The 18518-nt window shown below is 54.4% G+C and carries 14 protein-coding genes; all 14 read left to right on the plus strand.

The window, feature by feature from the left end:
- The gene (locus H7F31_RS10305) at positions 1 to 861 is read left to right on the plus strand and encodes an amidohydrolase family protein (RefSeq protein WP_187104081.1); all 861 of its coding nucleotides are present in this window, start codon (positions 1 to 3) and stop codon (positions 859 to 861) included.
- Complete coding sequence (locus tag H7F31_RS10310; RefSeq protein WP_187104082.1) at positions 858 to 1517, plus strand: L-rhamnose mutarotase; 660 nt, start codon at positions 858 to 860, stop codon at positions 1515 to 1517. Before H7F31_RS10305 ends, H7F31_RS10310 begins: the two co-directional genes overlap by 4 nt.
- Before the next feature lie 122 nt (positions 1518 to 1639).
- The gene (locus H7F31_RS10315) at positions 1640 to 2521 is read left to right on the plus strand and encodes a MurR/RpiR family transcriptional regulator (protein WP_187104083.1); all 882 of its coding nucleotides are present in this window, start codon (positions 1640 to 1642) and stop codon (positions 2519 to 2521) included.
- A 49-nt stretch (positions 2522 to 2570) separates the two neighbouring features.
- Complete coding sequence (locus H7F31_RS10320) at positions 2571 to 3362, plus strand: GNAT family N-acetyltransferase (protein ID WP_187104084.1); 792 nt, start codon at positions 2571 to 2573, stop codon at positions 3360 to 3362.
- A gap of 3 nt (positions 3363 to 3365) precedes the next feature.
- On the plus strand, positions 3366 to 4535 hold the full coding sequence (locus H7F31_RS10325; protein WP_187104085.1) for an amidohydrolase: 1170 nt from the start codon (positions 3366 to 3368) through the stop codon (positions 4533 to 4535).
- A complete protein-coding gene (gene menC / locus H7F31_RS10330; protein ID WP_187104086.1) occupies positions 4532 to 5641 on the plus strand; it encodes an o-succinylbenzoate synthase in 1110 nt (369 codons plus the stop codon). Before H7F31_RS10325 ends, menC begins: the two co-directional genes overlap by 4 nt.
- A gap of 99 nt (positions 5642 to 5740) precedes the next feature.
- Positions 5741 to 7855, plus strand: a complete 2115-nt coding sequence (locus tag H7F31_RS10335; RefSeq protein WP_187104087.1) for a helix-turn-helix domain-containing protein — start codon at positions 5741 to 5743, stop codon at positions 7853 to 7855.
- Between the two features lie 172 nt (positions 7856 to 8027).
- A complete protein-coding gene (locus tag H7F31_RS10340; protein ID WP_222622745.1) occupies positions 8028 to 8969 on the plus strand; it encodes an ABC transporter permease in 942 nt (313 codons plus the stop codon).
- A 12-nt stretch (positions 8970 to 8981) separates the two neighbouring features.
- Positions 8982 to 9866 carry a carbohydrate ABC transporter permease gene (locus H7F31_RS10345; protein WP_087569616.1) on the plus strand — a complete coding sequence of 295 codons (885 nt, stop codon included), beginning with the start codon at positions 8982 to 8984 and terminating at the stop codon, positions 9864 to 9866.
- A gap of 123 nt (positions 9867 to 9989) precedes the next feature.
- A complete protein-coding gene (locus H7F31_RS10350) occupies positions 9990 to 11585 on the plus strand; it encodes an extracellular solute-binding protein (protein WP_187104089.1) in 1596 nt (531 codons plus the stop codon).
- Positions 11582 to 13648 carry an alpha/beta hydrolase family protein gene (locus H7F31_RS10355; RefSeq protein WP_187104090.1) on the plus strand — a complete coding sequence of 689 codons (2067 nt, stop codon included), beginning with the start codon at positions 11582 to 11584 and terminating at the stop codon, positions 13646 to 13648. Before H7F31_RS10350 ends, H7F31_RS10355 begins: the two co-directional genes overlap by 4 nt.
- Before the next feature lie 181 nt (positions 13649 to 13829).
- Entirely contained in the window at positions 13830 to 16601 is a 2772-nt protein-coding gene (locus H7F31_RS10360) for an FG-GAP repeat domain-containing protein (RefSeq protein ID WP_187104091.1), read from the plus strand.
- Positions 16561 to 17580 (plus strand): ABC transporter permease, encoded by a 1020-nt coding sequence (locus H7F31_RS10365; RefSeq protein ID WP_187104092.1) that lies wholly within the window; start codon positions 16561 to 16563, stop codon positions 17578 to 17580. Before H7F31_RS10360 ends, H7F31_RS10365 begins: the two co-directional genes overlap by 41 nt.
- A gap of 15 nt (positions 17581 to 17595) precedes the next feature.
- Complete coding sequence (locus H7F31_RS10370) at positions 17596 to 18486, plus strand: carbohydrate ABC transporter permease (protein ID WP_187104093.1); 891 nt, start codon at positions 17596 to 17598, stop codon at positions 18484 to 18486.
- Positions 18487 to 18518 lie beyond the last annotated feature (32 nt).

Genomic DNA, 18518 nt, shown 5'->3' on the forward strand with positions numbered 1-18518 from the left:
ATGTATACGGATACGCATGTGCATCTGTGGAAGCTGGACAGAGGAGATTATCACTGGCTCAAGCCGGAGAATGCGACGTTGTACCGGGATTTCTCGCCCGATATGTTGCGGCCGCTTCTCGAAGCGAACCGCGTGGACGAGGTCATCCTTGTCCAGGCCGCCGCAACGCTGGCCGAAACCGAATATATGCTTGGGCTGGCCGAGCGTTATGACTTTATCGCCGGCGTGATCAGCGGACTGAATCCGCTTGACGACGGATTTCAAACCGATTACGAACGGGTAAAGGGGCGCAGGAAGCTGCTCGGATTCCGATGGAACGGGACTTTCTTTCATGCGGAATCGGCAGATGCGCCCGTTAGGCCGGGCCTTCTGGCAGCCATGCGGCTGCTGGAGGCGGACGGTTACGTGGCGGAGATTCTCGTTCAGCCCGGCGATTTGCCGTATTTAACGGCGTATGCATCGCTTGCCCCGGAGCTGGCCATCGTCCTTAACCATCTGGGAGGACCGGGCAAGGCGGCCGTGCAGGAAGGGGGCATGGAGCCGTGGATGGGGCAAATATCCGAAATAGCCGCGTTTCCGAACGTAAGCTGCAAAATATCGGGAACGATCACGTTGGCCGAAGGCTTCCACCCGGAGAAGCTGACGAAACACGCGGCGCATTTGTTCGGGACTTTCGGTTCGAAGCGGCTGCTGTTCGGCAGCGATTGGCCCGTTGCGCTGCTTGGCGGGAGCTACGGTGAGGTCGTCCGGCTGTTCGAGCGGCTGCTGCCGGACGGGCTCGCGGAGGAGGAGCGGGACGCCGTGCGATTCCGTAACGCGCAGAGAATATACAAGCTGGACTGCCGGGAGGGAGCAGAATGAAGCGATGGATGTTCCGTGCGCTGTGGAAGGATGAGCAGACTTGCGGAGAAGCGTGGGCTCAAGCTCATGCGTCGGCGCTGGATGCGCATCTGACAAGCCGGAAAGTGTCCGTCTGCCACTGGTTTGCCGGGGCGGGCGGACTTTATATTTATGCCGAGACGGAAGAGGCTGAGGAGCCGTCCGTCATTCCTCGAGATATGGCCCTGAAATTTCTGCAGATGTGGCCCGGCTATCCGGAGTCGAAGCCGGCTGCGCTGATGATGGACGTCTTTCATGATGGAGAACCCGCAAGCATGGACAGTTGGCGCGGCAGCCGGCCGGTAGAGCGCCGCGTCGGTTCGCTGGCGCGGTTAAAGCCGGAGATGTACAGCAGCTATGTCTATTATCACTATCAAATGCAGGAGGAGCGCCCCTCCGGATTTAACCAGACGTACAGGATCGGGGCGCACGAAAATATGCTGTTCTCCTACTTCGAGCTTCCGGCTTCCCTGGAATATCCGAAGCGGGAAGCGCGCCTAAAGACGAATCATACGCCGCAAGATTGGCATGCCGTCATGCAGCCGCACTTTATTCCGTGGGAAGCAGAGGACGAAGAGGCAGAGCCTGCGTTGTGGCGCGAATTGCAATTGATCTACCAATACGAGCGTGCGGATTGACCGCATTTGCCCGAAAAAAGATGATTGTCATCCTCGGAGCAACGGTCTATAATGTGGGTATGAAGCATTAACTTCGAAACTGACCATAATATGGTGCCTAAACTTCGGGAAAAGGGATAGATATGATGGAGACGATTCGCAATCAAATTCGCACAATGTTCGACGGCTTGACGGCAGGACAGAGGAAAGTCGCAAAGTTCCTGCTGGAGGACCCGGGCCGGATCGCGACCCTGTCTGCCAAGGAAGTAGGCGCCCGCACCGACACGAGCGAGACGACCGTGATCCGCTTTAGCGTCGAGGTTGGCTATACCGGCTACGGCATGCTTCAGAAGGAGATTCAGAACGCGCTGGTGCAAGAGCGCAAAAACGCCAATCCGTTCGGCAGTTGGGGCGAGGCGGCCGCCGGCGAGCCGGAAGAACCGGCGGCCTACATCGCATATCGCAGGAGTCTTAATGCGGCGAACGTGGAGCGGACGCTGACGGAGATAAGTCCTGCGGCGCTGGAGCAAGCCGTCGAACGCATCCGCTCGGCCTCGCACATTGCGGTCATCGGCTTGCGGGCTTCGTTCGCCCCGGCTCATTGGCTCACGTACTCGCTAAACATTCTTCGCGGCAATGTCGTCCTTTACCACGGCGGCATGGAAGATGGTAATGCCTTGTTGTCCAGGGTGCAGCCCGGCTGGCTTGTGATAGCGCTTTCATTCCCCCGTTATATGCGGGAGACGCATGAGTTCGCGAAAGAGGCCAAGCGGCGCTCCGCCCAAATTCTAGCGATCACCGACCGCGAATTGTCTCCGCTGGGGTTGATGGCGGATCAACTGCTGAAGGTAGAGGTCGAGCCGCCGGTTACGCTGCAGGGGATGCCAGCCGTCTTCGCGCTGCTTAACACGCTGACCGGCTTTTTGACCGTACGCGACCGCGAGCGGGTGCAGCGGCGGCTTGCGCAGGAGCAGGCAATCGGGGAGCGCTCCTTTTACTTTGTAAATCCGGCGGATACAGATTGAGGGTTCGGGCCCGGCGCAAAGCCGGCGCCCGCGATTGGAGGAATGGATCATGAAGCGGTTGGCGTATCGCTCGGTAACGGATTTCGAGGAGCTGCGGGAGCTGTCGGAGCTTCAAGGCACCGCATGGCCGATGGATATGTTTACTTCCGCCGTCCAGATGAAAGCGGCCGTTCAGCATGGCGGATCGGTAATCGCCGCTTACGAAGGAGAGAGAGCCGCCGGTTTCTGCTACGGCTTCGCGGCATACGACGGCAAGGAGCCGTATTTGCATTCGCACATGATGGTTGTGCATCCCGATTACCGCGATCAAGGAGCGGGTACCCGGCTGAAGCAAGAGCAGCGGCTGTGGGCGATCGAACGGGGTTATTCCGCGATTACGTGGACCTACGATCCGTTTCAGCTTCGCAATGGTTATCTGAACTTGTGCAAGCTTGGCGGAACGGTGAGCGACTACATGCCGGCCGTATACGGCGTCGATCAGGCAGGCGACCCGAGCGATCGTTTCCTCATCCGATGGGAGCTGGAGTCCCCCAGGGTATGCGCGGCTGTTCGGGGCGAGCCTGCATCGGATCCGCGTTGGCCGGATTATGCCAAGCTGATCGAAAAGGCGGGGAAACCGGGCAACAGACTGTCGGCGTGGGATTCCGTCGATGGAGGTTATTTGCTGGCCGTGCCTCGGGACGCCGCGGAGATCAAGAAGCGCAGCCCGGAAACGATCGTCGCATGGAAGCGGCAGCTGCGCGAGCTGTGCCAAGAGGCGTTTGGCCGCGGCTACCGCATCGTCGGCATGCTTCCCGGAGATGCGGAAATCGACTACTACGTGCTGGAAGGAGAGACTTAAACGTTGAACGCTTCCGAATGGACCGAACGTATTAAGCGCTGGCTGGCCGACCATGCCGGGGAAATCGAACGAATGTATGCGGAATTGCATGAGCTGGCGGAAATCGGCTGGCAAGAATACCGTACAACCGCCTACATTTGCGAGCGATTAGGCGAGATCGGCCTGGAGGTCCGGACGTTCGCCGGGCATACCGGAGCCATCGGCGTTTGGAGCGGTCCGGCCGGCGGCCGCAGCGTCGCGCTGCGCGCCGATATGGACGCGCTCTGGCAGCCGGTGGACGGACAGTGGCGAGCCAATCACTCATGCGGTCACGATGCGCATATGACGATGGTTTACTCCGCCGTCCGTTGTCTGAAGGAGATCGGATATACGGTACCGGCAGGCGAGATGATGGCGGTGTTTCAGCCGGCCGAGGAACCGGCGGAGGGGGCGAAGGCGCTGCTGCGGTCGGGCCAGCTGGACACCGTGGACTGCATGCTCGGCATCCATCTACGGCCGCAAAAAGAGCTGGCAAACGGGCAGGCTTCGGCCGGGATTTACCATGGCGGCGTCGCGAACGTGCACGGTCGGATTCGCGGCCGGCAGGCCCATGCGGCCCGGCCCGAAGACGGCATCAACGCGCTCGAGACGCTCGCCGCGATCGTGACGGCCGTCCGAGCCATCCGTGCGGACCAGGAGGCCGGCGGCTCTTGCAAGGTAACGATGGCAAAGGTGCCGAACGAAAGCGTCAACGTCATTCCGGACGAGGCGGAGTTCTCGGTCGATATCCGCGCCACGACGTCCGAGGAGCTGGTGCGGCTTATGGAGCGAGTCAGGCAAATCGTGGCGGAGATCGGAGCGGCCGACGGGGCAGAGGTAACGACCGACGGGGCGATCAAGGCTGCGCCCGCTATTCCGAATGCCGAAATGGAGCGCATTGTCGGCGAAGCCATCGTCGAGACGTTAGGCGAAAAGGGTCTGGCCGCTCCCGTCTTCACGCCGGGGGCGGAGGATTTTCATTTTTACACCATGGAACGCAAGTCGCTCCAGGCGACGATGATTGGACTCGGCTGCGGATTAGCGCCGGGGCTGCATCATCCGGAGATGAGCTTTGATCATGGAGCGATGCGCAAGGGCGCGGCGATTATGGCCATGTCCGCGATTAAGATATTGGAGGAGAGACGGCAGCGATGAAAATCAGGAGCGTCACGTTAAGACATATGAGCATGCCTTTGCTGAACCCGTTTACGACCAGCTTCGGCACTTTGAAGGATCGGGAGTTTATTGCCGTGGAGGTAACGGATACGGAAGGAAGATCCGGCTGGGGAGAGTCGGTCGCCTTCGTCGAACCTTCTTATAATGAAGAAACGCTCAAGGGCAATTGGCATCTGCTGGAGAAGTTTCTGATTCCGTTGGTAAGCGCAGCGGAGATCGGGCATCCGACCGAGTTGGCGGAGAGGTTTGCTCCCATCCGCGGCAACCGGATGGCCAAGGCTGCGCTCGAGACCGCTTGCTGGGATCTGTATGCCAAGCGGCAGGGCCTGCCGCTTGCCACGGCCATCGGCGCGACAAAGACCTCGATCGAGGTTGGGGTCAGCATCAGCATTATGGCCACGCTGGAACAACTGCTGGAGACGATCGAGCATCGGATTCAAGCCGGCTACAAGAGGATGAAGATCAAGATCAAGCCCGGTTGGGATGTCGATATCGTCGACGGCGTGCGTCGGAAGTATCCCGATATTGCGCTGATGGTGGACGCCAACTCGGCCTATACGCTTGCCGATGTGGATCATCTGCGGCGTTTGGACGATTATAATCTTATGATGATCGAACAACCGCTGGCGCATGACGATCTTGTCGATCATCGCGAGCTGCAGCGGCAGCTGCGTACGCCGATCTGTCTGGACGAGAGCATCCATTCGGCCGACGACGCGCGCAAAGCGATCGAACTGGGCAGCTGCCGGATTATTAATATCAAGACAGGCCGAGTCGGAGGGCTGACGGAGGCTATCAAGCTGCATGACCTGTGCGAGGAGCGGCAAATTCCGGTATGGTGCGGCGGCATGTTCGAATCGGGCATCGGCCGGGCGCATAATATCGCGCTGTCGGCGCTAAGCAACTTCACTTTGCCCGGAGATACGGCAGCTTCGTCGAATTATTGGGAAGAGGATATCGTCGATCCTGCCGTAATCATGCGTGAAGGTCGGATCGAAGTGCCGCAAGGCCCTGGCATCGGCTATAACGTCAATCTGGAGCGTCTTGCCAAATATACGCTGCATCGGGAAGTATTCAAGTTATAGAGGTTGTTCAACACGCAATTATTAGCTGGCGGCAGGCATACAGAGAAGCAGGAGCAGGCGAGAGGCAAAGCCAACATACCATTCGAGGGGGCGAACGGCATGTTTTCCAAAGGCGATCATAAGACAGACCTCATTAAATCGGTTATTATTTTTGCGACATTGACCGTTATCGTAATCGGCGCTTTCGGATTTTATTTGTTTTCCAATTCTCAGGCTTTGGTGGCCAAGGAGGTATCACGCGACAGCCTGTACCGGCTTCAGCATGTTCGCGATTATTTGGAGACGACCGTGCTCAAGCGCTACGAGGAGCTGTTCCAGGATAAAGTGGTCTCCACCGCTTTCCAGAAATACGACGGGTTGGGCTTGCTGCTGGACGAATCGAACGGCAGTCTGGGTTACCGGTTTCTTGTTCTGCACAATGACATTCAAAATGCCAAGCTGGCGCAAGAGGGCTTGTCCAATATAACCGTGCATTTTCTGAAAACGGGTTATACCGTCGATTCCCGGTATATTTACGAGAAACCCGGAAATTCCAAGGATGCCGGGTTTCTCGGCGAACTGAGCCAATTCCCGCTAAATCGCTGGACGATACGCGACGGCGGCGAGGGAGAACGGGTGATGACCTACTTGCAGTCGCTGCCTTACGGATCCTCGCACGACAATGCCAAGGGATATCTGTATCTGGACGTCAGTCTCGATTACGTGACCGGGCTGCTTGGCGGAATGTTGAGCTCCAAAGAGGAACGGTTCTACATCGTCGATGAGGACGGCAAGACGCTGCTGACGAACTCGGAACAGGCGGTGGACGGATTTGACGGCTCAAACGAGCTGGCGGGGACGGCCGCGTCGGTGACCGTGAGGGAAGAAGCTGGCCGAACAACGGTATGGGCGTATTCTCCCGCCAGCCTGTCCAGGTTCGGCTGGGGGTTTTACGTAGCTCGGCCGCTGGATTCGCTGCTGATCGAGTCGAAGAAGCTGCAGCATAATTTGTTTGTCGCCTCCATAGTAGCCGCCGTCGCAGGTCTGGCGATTTCGCTGCTTATGTCCAGGCGAGTATACGTGCCGCTTAAAAAAATGATGAGCAGTCTTCAGACGCTTCATCGCAGTCTGGAGAAGACGCGGCTGCTGAAGCTGATTCATGGAGATACGGAGGAGGCCGGATCGTATTCGTTTGCGGAACGGTCGCAGTTTGCCGTGGCGTATATCCGGCTGCGCTCCGGAGAGTTGGACCTCGGGATGCTCGACCATCAGTTCCACAACAAACCGTTCCACTGGGACGCTTTGGCTGTCTCTCGGGAGGAGTTGGTTGTGTTGTTCGTGCTGGAGCCGGATGAACCGGACACGGACGCGACAGTCAAGGAGACGCTGCGATCGCTGCAAGAGGAGTTATGCGGCGTCTGCCAGTTCTCCGCCGGGTACGGGCGAACGACGGATAGGCTCGCCCTTGTTTCCGAATCGTTTAGCGAGGCGAAGCACGCGGCCAGATACGAGTTTCTGTTCGGACCTTCCGCCGTTGTCGGCTTTCACGAGGTCGAGGCTCGCCGCAATGCGCTGGAGGATATGAACTTCGAACGCTTCGAGAAGGGGATTCACGCACAAGATATGCAAGCGGTTTCAACATATTTGGAAGAGTTCGAACGTACTTTGATCGACGGAGGCTGCGGCATCGAGACGGCGGAATGGGCGTTGATGCAGCTTAGCGTGTGCATGCGCCGCATGGCGCTTCATTATCGGTTGTCCGATCGGCTGGAAATTCCCGATATGTCCCGGACGCTTAAAGAAGGCACGCTGGGAGAAGGGCTGGAACGGATCAAGGTCGACGTGAGACAGATCATCGCCTGGCTGAGCAGCGACGCTCCTCACGCTCATGCCGAGACGATCAACGTCATTCAGCGTTATATTCATGAGCATTTGCATGAAGATATTTCGTTGGATCAGGTGGCCGAGCTGGTATCTTTCTCTCCTTCCTACATCTCCAAGCTGTTTGCCGAAGTGCTGCATATGCCGTTTATCGAGTATTTGAGCCGCGCTCGGCTGGAGCTTGCGGCGGAGTTGCTGAGGGACGGCCAAGAATCGGTGACCCGGATCGCCGAACGGGCCGGGTACAGCAACGTCCAATATTTTTGCACGAAGTTTAAGGCAAAATACGAAGTGACGCCCAACCAATACCGCAAGCTTACGCGGGCGGCCTCGGTTCAGACCGAGGTCGTCTAACAACCCATATCAGGATGATTTGGCGGCTTTCCGGGAGGAAAGCCGCTTTTATGCTTCAAATTATACAAAATGACATGAATCTGAACTGGATTCGATAAGGGTTTCGCTTCTAAAATGAGGGCAGGCCATACGAAATGCGGCAACAAAATTTACAGAAATGGAGACTTGCTCTATGGCATCCTTGACAAGGAACAGGAAGCTGGCGGCTGAAAGTAGATGGAAGCGCTACAAAAAGCATAAGTACCTGTTTATTTTGCTGCTCCCGGCTTTGATCTGGTATTCGATTTTTCAATATGCTCCTCTGTATGGCGTGCAACTGGCGTTTAAGGATTTTCGCGTATTGGAAGGGATTAACGGAAGCCCCTGGGTAGGATTTAAGCACTTCGAAGTTATGTTTACTTCGACCAGCCAGTTTTGGAGAGTATTTCGCAATACCGTAGTCATCAGTCTGTATCACATCATATTCGGATTTCCCGCTGCTATCGTTCTGGCGCTCATTTTTAACGAGATCAGGGGAAAAGTGTTTAAAAGGGTTACGCAGTCGATCAGCTATTTGCCGCATTTTCTCTCATGGGTCATTCTTGCGGGTTTGTTCGGCACGATTCTGTCGCCAAGCACGGGGATCGTCAACTACATTCTTACGATGCTCGGGCTCGATACGATCTACTTTCTGGGAGATCCCGACTACTTCAGATTCACCTTGGTGACCACGAGTATTTGGAAAGAGGTCGGCTGGGGTACGATTATCTATTTGGCTGCGTTGGCGTCGATCAATCCGAATCTGTACGAAGCGGCAAGCATCGACGGAGCCGGCCGCTGGAAGCAAACGCTGCATATTACGCTCCCCTCCATTTTACCGGTCATTTGCATCATGTTTATTTTTCAGATCAGCGGCATTTTGGACGCGGGTTTCGACCAGATATTGAATCTGTATCATCCTGCCGTATATGAAGTTGCGGATATTCTGGATACGTACGTGTTCAGGGTCGGCCTGTCTCAAATGCAGTACAGTTTGACAACGGCAGTCGGCTTGTTTAAAAATGTGATCGCTCTCCTCCTGGTTTTGGGAACCGATTACTTAATTAAAAAAGCGGGCCAGGAAGGGCTTTTCTAAGGAGGCGATACGATGTTTTCACGCATGACGATCGGCGAAAAATGGTTTCAAGTGTTCGCGGTAATGTTTATTGCCGGATTAAGCGTTCTGTTTGTGTATCCCTTCATCCATGTGCTGTCGATCTCGCTCAGCACGCCTTCGGAAGCGATTCGGCCGGGACTGCATTTGTTTCCTCAGGAATTTTCTTTAGAGGCATATCGGAAAGCGGTTTCATCTACGCAAATCTGGTACGGCTTCCGCAATACGATATTCCGGACGGTTGTCGGCACGGTGCTATCGGTTGTCGTGATGGTCATGGCCGCTTATCCTTTGTCCAAAAAATATTTGCCGGATCGTCGTTTCTACACGTTGTTTATCGTGATGACGATGTTTTTCAGCGGCGGCCTTATTCCGTCCTACATGCTGATCAAAAGTCTGGGACTGTACGATTCCATGCTCGTCTACATTATCCCGAGCCTATTCGTCACGTTCTCGCTCCTGATCTTGCGCAACTTCTTTATCGGCATCCCCCAGGAGCTGGAGGATTCGGCCCGGATGGACGGAGCCAACGATATTCGCATTCTGTTCTCCGTCGTGCTGCCGCTGTCGGCGCCGATCATCGCGACGATTACGCTGTGGTCCGCGGTCCGCTATTGGAACGAATGGTTTCAGGCGCTGATCTACATTCAGGACCAGACCAAAATCGTGCTGCAGATCTATCTGCGCAGACTGGTCGTGGAAAATCAGGACATGGAGCTGCGAATGCTGATGTCTCAGCAGCCAGGCCAGGAAACGGTGACGCCGGAGACGGTCAAAGCCGCCGTGCTTATGATCATTACGGGGCCGATCATCATTGTTTATCCGTTCCTGCAAAAGTATTTCGTTAAGGGAGTCATGATCGGTTCCTTAAAGGAGTAGCGAGGTAAATGCATGTGCCGGAAAAATTTGCTAAAATACTTATTCAAAAAGAACCGGACTTTTTGAACGAGTCCTGCAGCAATTTTTCATAGATGAGGATTGATAAAAAGGGAGGAAACAGGTGTGAAAAAGAACGTTAAATGGAAAGTTCTAACGGCAGTGCTTGCTGTCATTATGCTGCTCTCGGCGTGTACGGGAGGGGGCAATAACAAACCTTCTACCAGCGGCGAGACTTCCGCTCCGTCGGGAACGGCCTCGTCCGCTCCAACCGCGCAGGCAGAGGAGCCGATCAATCTGCTTTGGCTGAGCTTCGATCCGCCAGAAGGCGACGAGACGCCGGTTCAGAAGTTTTTGGAAGAACGTTTTAACGTAAAAATAGAGAACATGCGCGTAGACCGTACCAGCTGGACGGAGCATCTGAACATTCGGCTTGCAACGGGAGAAGTTCCCGATCTGTTCTTCTTGTGGTCGCAAGGGGAAATTCTGGATTACTCCAATCAGGGTCTGCTGGCCGAGCTGCCGATCGATCTCATCAGGGAGAAGATGCCTAAATACGCGGCTTCCGTCGACGAGATGGATCCTAGCATCTGGGACCTGGCTGTCGTAGACGGCAAGAACTTCGCGATTCCGCTCTACTGGCTGGAAGGGCTTACGCCGTTCATGCCTGCTTACAACGGCGATTGGCTTAAGGCGGCCGGCTTCGACAAAGCGCCGGAGACGCTGGAAGAGTTCGAGAAAGTGGTCTATTACTTCGCGAAAAACGATCCAGACAAAAACGGCAAAGCGGATACGATAGGGTATTCGGGCAGCGGCAAGGACTCTCTCGCAACGCTGGCGTTCAACTCCGTCTACTCGGCATACGGAACAAGTCCCGGCGCCTGGTTGAAAGCCGAAGACGGCAGCCTGGTCAATGCGATGGTAACCGAGCGTACTCGCGAGGCGCTTAAAGTGCTTAATAAGTGGTACAAGGACGGCGTTATCGACAAGGAGTTCCTGACGACGGATTACGCCAAGACCCGTCAGGATCTGGCCAACAGAAGATCCGGCATTATCGACAGAGGCATGTGGAACAGCTATTCGATCGCCATCGGACCGGAATTCAAGGGACAAAATCCGGATACGGAGCTGGTTGTAGGCAAGCCGCTGGTCGGTCCTTACGGAGACAATGCCGGCTTCTCGTGGGGGGTCAAAAACAATTTCGTCGGCATGGGCGCCCAGGTAGCGAAGGATCCAAAGAAAATGGATAAACTGTTCGAAATTTTGGAAGCGATGGTTTCGGATGAAGAGGTTTATAAAATGACGTACTTTGGCGTTGAGGGAGAGCACTATGATCTGGTGGACGGCGTTCCGACGCCCAAGGAAGAGTACGTAAACGTGACGGAGCGCGGAGCGAAGGTCGGAGCAAGCAGCTATTACAACATCTTCGGCACCAAGTCCAGCTACATGTCGCAATTCGATCTGTCGAAGGAGCAGGCCGCATTTAAGAAACAGACAACGGAAGGTGTACCGGCATTTAGCAGCCTGCTTACGTTTATCGTTCCGGAAACGTCCCAATACCCGGATTTGAACCGAATTCGCGATGAACACCTGATCAAGTTTATTATCGGCGAGATTAATCTGGATCAAGGCTTCGACGATTTCGTGAACCTGTGGAATTCGTCCGGAGGAGAGGCTCTGACCAAGGCGGTCAACGATCGTTACGCCGCATTGCAGCAATGAATATATTAAATGAGACGGGCTGCGCCGCCGACATGCAGCTCCGCGAGGAGATCGCGGAGCGCTGCCGGCAGCAGCTAAAGAAGCTGGCGAACGCGAGAAGTCGGGCCGTGAGCCAGGAAGAGTGGGACAGCTTGCGCCGACCGTTGATGGATACGATTAGAGCCGCATTCCCCTCCTTTATGTACGACAGGGAGCCGATCGCTTCGCGGGTAGTCAGCCGTCATCACTTTGGCGACTATCGGGTGGAGAACGTCATCTTTGAGTCCTATCCGGGCTGGGAGGTCAACGGAACGGTATATCTGCCCGCGCAGCCGGGCCCATATCCGGGCGTCGTCTGCCCGACGGGGCACAGCTGCAAGACGGGCGAAAGCTATCAGATTTCCGCGCAGATTTTCGCGCGCAACGGCTACGCGGCCATCTCTTTCGACCCGCCGGGCGTGGCTGGAGAGATCGGCCATCTAAACAATCATTTTACCAACGGGCTGATCGGCTACCTGACGGGCATCTGGAGCAACACGCATTTTGTCCTGGATGCGATCCGCTGCATCGATTATTTGGAAACCCGCGACGATATCGATTTCAGCTCGGGCGGCGTGGCGATGACCGGCGTATCCGGCGGCGGCGCGACTACGATCTATGCTTCGCTGCTCGACGAGCGCGTCCGTTTTCTGGCGCCGGTCTGTTGTCTAAACGAGCATGAATCCTTGCATTTGACGGACTGGTATACGAGCTGTCCTGAGCAGTTAGGTACGGGACTGATCGCGCACGGCATCGATTTTACGGATTTGATCGCGCTTCAAGCGCCGAAGCCGTGCCTGATCGTCGGCGGCCGGGAAGATGATCTGTTCGACTACCGCAACACCCAGCGTTTGTATCACGACGCGGCGGACATCTATCGGCTGTATGGCAGAGAGAGCGAACTGGGATTGTTTCTGGATGATTGCGGCCACGCTTATTCGGTCAACATGGCTAATGTCGTGGTGAGCTGGATGAACCGCGTGTTCAAGCCGGAGACTCCGACGCTCGCTCTGAGCCGCGAGGATCTGACGGTCCAGGAGCCCGGGCTGCTGCATTGTCATCCGTCCAATGAGGTCAACATGTATACGATCAACAGGGACGAGGGCAGGCGGCTTTTGGGCAGCCGTGCCGTGCCGCAAGGAGAAGCCGGCCAGGCGTACCTTCGGGAGCGGCTGCGTCTAACGTTAGGGCTGGAGGAGTCGGACTTCCCTCGCGAGACCGACGCTGCAGATTGGAGCTTGCGGGCCAGAGTGCAGGAGCAGAAGCCTGCCGGCGCTTACCAGTTCCGCGCCGTCAGCCTGCGAACGACGTCGGTGAGCGAGGTACCAGGTCTGTTTATGCGAAGGATCAGACCTTCTGGCGTCGGCCCGAAGGCGGATGCGTCCGGCCGGCTGCCGGCTGTGCTGATGATCGACGAGGGGGGCAAGTGGGACGGCTTCCGCAGCTTCGGCCCTCTGACGGCGCTTGGAGAATCGCTGGTGTACAGCATTGACGTCAGCGGTTTCGGGGAGCTTGCGCCCCGCCCGGTCTGGCATGATGTAGCGCCCTGGTGCGACATCGAGCGGACGCTTACGTACCTCTCCGTCGCCGCTGACCGATCGATCATGGGCCTGCGGGTGCGGGATGCCCTGCACGCTTGGCATTACATGCGCTCGCTGCCGGAGGTCGACCCGAATCGACTTGTTCTTGCGGGCAAAGGGCTCGGAGCGACGGTGGCGCTGCTGGCATCCATGCTTATCGGTCCATTCCACAAGCTGGTATTATGGGACTCGTTGCTTAACTATCAGGCGCTGACCGAGGAATTTCCGTTTGCCTGGAAACAAAGCGTCGTCGTGCCGGATATTTTGCGGCACTTTGACCTGCAGGATCTGCTGCGGAACGCTCCTTGCGTTGACAAGACGGTTATCAACCCGCTTAACGCTGCCCGGGAGTTTGTAGACCTGGCGCATGCGAGCGCGCTATATCCGGAGGATGTGCGGATTTGCTCTGGCCTGGAGGAGAGCAAGGCCAGAGATGCTTTTGTGCAAGCGATACTGGCTGAGTAATCGTTAATAGAACTATTTCCACAATAAAACAAGTAGCGATCAGGTGAAATCACCTGGTCGCTTTTTTATATTTCTCTCATTTACTGCAAATACCCCTGTCATGAACTGAATGTTCCCATGGTTTTTGATCGAAAACAAGATTATATAATGAATTCAGCTGGATAGAAGGAGTTGTTGGAATGTGATTCGCGGATCGATTAAGGAAAAAGGTTTTGATACGTTTAGCAAAGGGAAATTCGGGAATGCGGGACAGAACATATATGTGTCACAAAAAGGCGTTATTCAGCGGATTCACCAGTTTGATGTAAACGGGGATGGCTTTATCGATTTGCCGTTTGCTAATTCCCACGATGACAGCTTGCGGGTTCCAGCATATGTGTATGTCGATCCGCTTAACGGGGAAGAAAGAATCGAAATTCCGACGGAAGGCGCTTATACAGGTGCTGTCGGCGATCTGAACAATGACGGCTACGACGATCTTGTTATCGGCAATCAGTATGACGGCGCGTCCAATTACACATATGCTCAAATTTATTATGGTTCGCCGCAAGGGTACAGCACGAAACGGATGCTTCAATTATGGGCGCCATCTTGCAAAAGCGTCGCGATCGGAGATTTTAACGGGGATGGGCGCAAGGACATCGCATTTGTCAGCTTCGAGAAGCTGCGTTTGTTTTTTCAGGATGAGCGGGGATTTAGAACGAAAGGATTTATGGATGTGGAGCTGGATCACCCCGTTGATACAATCGTTTCGGCTGATTTGGATGGGGACGGTTTCGACGATCTGATCGTTCGGACCAATAATAGCGAGATCGTTATTTATTGGGGGGGACCCGATGGCATCCAGGCAGAATGCCGTACACGGCTGGACCCCGCTTTGACAGGGAACGACGCGATCGAAGCGAGCATTGACAGTGCGGCAAGCGGAGCCGGCGCCGGAAGCCTGTTTGTTTACAGCGTATCCGAAGCTCTTCGGCTTAAAGTGCTGCAATGGAGAGGAACTCCGCATATCTTCGTATGCCGCGGGGAACAATCCGTATTCATTCCCATCGATAGGAACCGGAGCGTTGGCCAGCCGCTTGTACTCGATAGCGGTAAAGTGACAAGCGCGGCGATCGGCGATGTGAGAGGAACCGGCAGCGAAGATATTATACTCGCATCTCGGCAGCCGGATCGGGACGGGGCGGAGAAATCATGGATTTATTGGGATACGGCAGCGGGATACTCCAACGAAAATCGAACCTCATTCACGACGAAAAGCGCTTATGACATTGAAATAGCGGATTTGAGCGGCAATGGTTATGGAGATATCATCGTATGCCAGGATAAGACGGAAACGATGTACACGTATGAATCGGTTATTTACCGAGGATCAGAGGCTGGCTTGGAAGAGACGCCGCTGCGGTTTGAGACGCATTGCGCCGTAGGTGTATTTGTCGCCCGCACGATGGATAGGGAGAATCCGCAAGTTATTTTCCTTAATCACTTGTCCAATCGCATTTTGGGAGACGTGCCTTCTTCTATTTATTTGGGCGGACCGGACGGCTTCTCCCCTGAGCGAAAGCTTGAATTGACCGGCTGGGCAGCTACAGAGCTGCGAATTTGCGACTTTAATGACGATGGATTCGCGGATGTGTTCATGACCAACAGCAATGAGAACGCGCTGCATATGGATCATGGTTCATTCGTCTTCTACAACGGTCCGGACGGGTTTTGTCAGGAGCAAAGAGTCGAGCTGCCAACCAAACATTCCATGAGCAGCTGCTGTGCGGATCTTAACCGGGACGGGTGGCTTGATCTTATTGTCGTCGGACACAACAACGACGAACTGTTGATCTTTTACGGCTCGGAGAAAGGGTTTGTTGACGAACCGGTTCGCATTCCGTTAGTGATTGACGGCGTTGCCTACAGACAGCCGAGATTCATGACTCTTGCGGACTTAAATAATGACGGTTGGCTGGATCTTGTCATACCGGACTGTGGAGCAACCGAAGATCTGCTCATCCTGTGGGGCGGGCCGGATGGATTTGATTTGAATCGGCGCACAATGCTGCCTGAAGGATCGGGAATCAGCTCGCGCGCGGCGGATTTAAATGGAAACGGCTGGCTTGACCTCATTGTAGGCGGTTACAAAGGGCCGGACGCCGGCGATCCTTACAGCACTTTTGTTTACATTTACTGGGGCGGCCCTGACGGGTATTCCAATGATAGAAGGACGGAGCTGCCGGCGCATTTCGCCGCGGATCTCGCGATAGCGGATTTTAACAATGACGGCATACTTGACATATTTGTAGCTTGCTATCATGGAACTCGAACCCGCGATATCGACTCGTATATTTATTGGGGGGAGCCGGACGGAACGTATTCGGTGGACAAGCGGACGCGACTATTCGGTCATTCCGTCGCCGGTGTGCTGGCTGCTGATTTCAATGAGGACGGATATGTCGATTTGGCGATGGCCAATCATAAGACGTTCGGGAATCATCCGGGCATGTCCTTTGTATGGTGGAACGGTCCGAATGGATTTAACGAGCACAACAGGACGGAATTGCCTACGAAAGGACCGCACGGAATGACGCACTCGGACATTGGCAACATTATGGATCGCGGTCCCGAAGAGTACTATGAATCACGCCCTGTTGCACTGCCGGAAGGCTGCGTCATAACCGGAATCGATTGGCTTGCGGCTATACCAGTAAAAACGTGGGTTAAAGCGCAAATCCGAACCGCGGCGAATGAAGAAGCGTTGAAGAAGGCGAACTGGTCTGGCGTCGATGGAGAGGGAAGCTGGTTCGAGAGGGGCGGCAAGTGCTCCGCAGGCAAGTATGCGGGTAACTGGGTACAATATCGCTTAGCTCTTGGAGCCGTCAATAGCGGCGGCACTCCCCGTGTTAGCGAAGTGACCCTTAATTATGAATCGCAGGCGCAAAAGCATCAGAACAATCACGAATGAGGAGGGGATCAACATCGAACAAACTGCAAAAGCGATTAAAACGGATGCCGGTCCGAAGAACAACCTCCGCAAAAAGAAATGGAAAACATTAGCCCAGCAATACCAGCTCATATTGATGTCTGTGCCGTTTGTCGGCATATTGGCCCTATTTAGTTATTTGCCCTTGTGGGGCTGGATTATGGCTTTTCAGAAATATTCCATAGGGAAGGGCATCTTCGGCAGTGAATTCGTTGGATTAGATCAGTTTGTAAAACTGTTCAACGATGATTGGTTTTATATCGTTCTTCGAAATACGTTAGCGATGAGTTTGATGCATCTGATTACGAGCTTCGCAGGAGCGATTGGTTTGGCGCTTTTTCTTAATGAAGTGAGGTCGAGACTGTTCAAACGAACGATTCAAACGATTACGTATATTCCGCATTTCGTCTCCTGGGTCGTGATTGCCAGCATCGTTACGCTTGTTCTGTCTCCGGATTTCGGGCCGCTGAATGAGCTGCTGATCTGGCTTGGCATTGTGGATGAGCCGGTATTTTTTCTATCCAAGGAAAAATGGTTTTGGGTTATTCATACGATGGCCGGCTTTTGGAAGGAACTAGGCTGGAGTACGATTATTTATTTGGCGGTGCTGGCCGGAGTGGATCCCGCGCTCTATGAAGCCGCCGATGTGGACGGAGCGGGACGTTTCCGCAAAATGATTCATATATCCTTGCCCGGACTTATGCCGACCGCCAGCATTCTGCTTATCTTGAACACGGGTTACTTGATCGCGACCGGCTATGAATCACAGATGCTGCTCGGCAACAATCTGGTCATGGAGTATTCGCAGGTGCTTGACTTGTATGCGCTCAATTACTCCATGCAAATCGGGGATTACTCTTACGGGGTCGCGATTAGCATGTTCAAATCAGTGGTGAGCATCGTACTGGTATTGCTCGTCAATTCATGGGCCAAGCGGATTGGCCAGTCTACCGTTCTGTAGTGAAGGAGGCGCAAAATGAGAAGCAGAACTAAAGTCGGGGACAGCATATTTAACGTTTTCAACAATACGCTGCTGCTGCTGCTGGGCATAGCGACATTGTATCCTTTTATGAATCTATTGGCCGTCTCCTTGAATCAGTCGCTCGATACGATGCGCGGCGGAATCTATCTATGGCCGCGAGAGTTTACGCTCGACAATTATCGCCTTATATTCAGCAATGACCGTTTATTCGATTCCGCTGCTCTCTCCGTATTGCGAACATTGATTGGAACCGGATTGTCCGTCATATGCACAATTATGGTTGCTTACGCATTAAGCCGCAGAGAGTATATGCTTCGCAAAACGCTCAATACCATCATTGTGGTCAGCATGTATGTAAACGGCGGGATTATTCCGATCTATTTGATGATCAAAAATTTAGGATTGACCAATACGTTCGCGGTTTATATTATTCCCGGTCTGATCGGCGCGTTTAACGTGATGATTATGCGGAGCTACTTTGACCAGCTGCCTGACGGGCTTGTTGAATCGGCCAAGCTGGATGGAGCAAATGAATGGCAAACCTTATTCCGCGTTGTTATGCCGATCAGTCTTCCTGTCATTGCAACCATTACTTTGTTTATATCCGTCGGACATTGGAATTCCTGGACGGATAATTTCTTGTACAACAGCAAAGAAAGCCTGACTCTGCTGCAATATCAACTCATGCAGATTTTAATGCAGACAACCGAGCAAGTTTCCGGCGGTATCGGGTCCGGAACCGACGACGCTTTATTGAATTTTACAACGCCGCAGTCGATCAGGGCCACGATGTCGATGGTTGTCACGCTTCCCATCCTGTTCGTGTATCCATTCTTGCAGAAGTATTTCATTAAAGGCATGACGCTTGGCGCTATGAAGGAATGATATCTTTGGGGGAAACCCGATGATATAATTAA

Origin of the sequence: Paenibacillus sp. PAMC21692, from assembly GCF_014303795.1 — a bacterium.
Lineage (GTDB): Bacteria > Bacillota > Bacilli > Paenibacillales > Paenibacillaceae > Pristimantibacillus > Pristimantibacillus agaridevorans.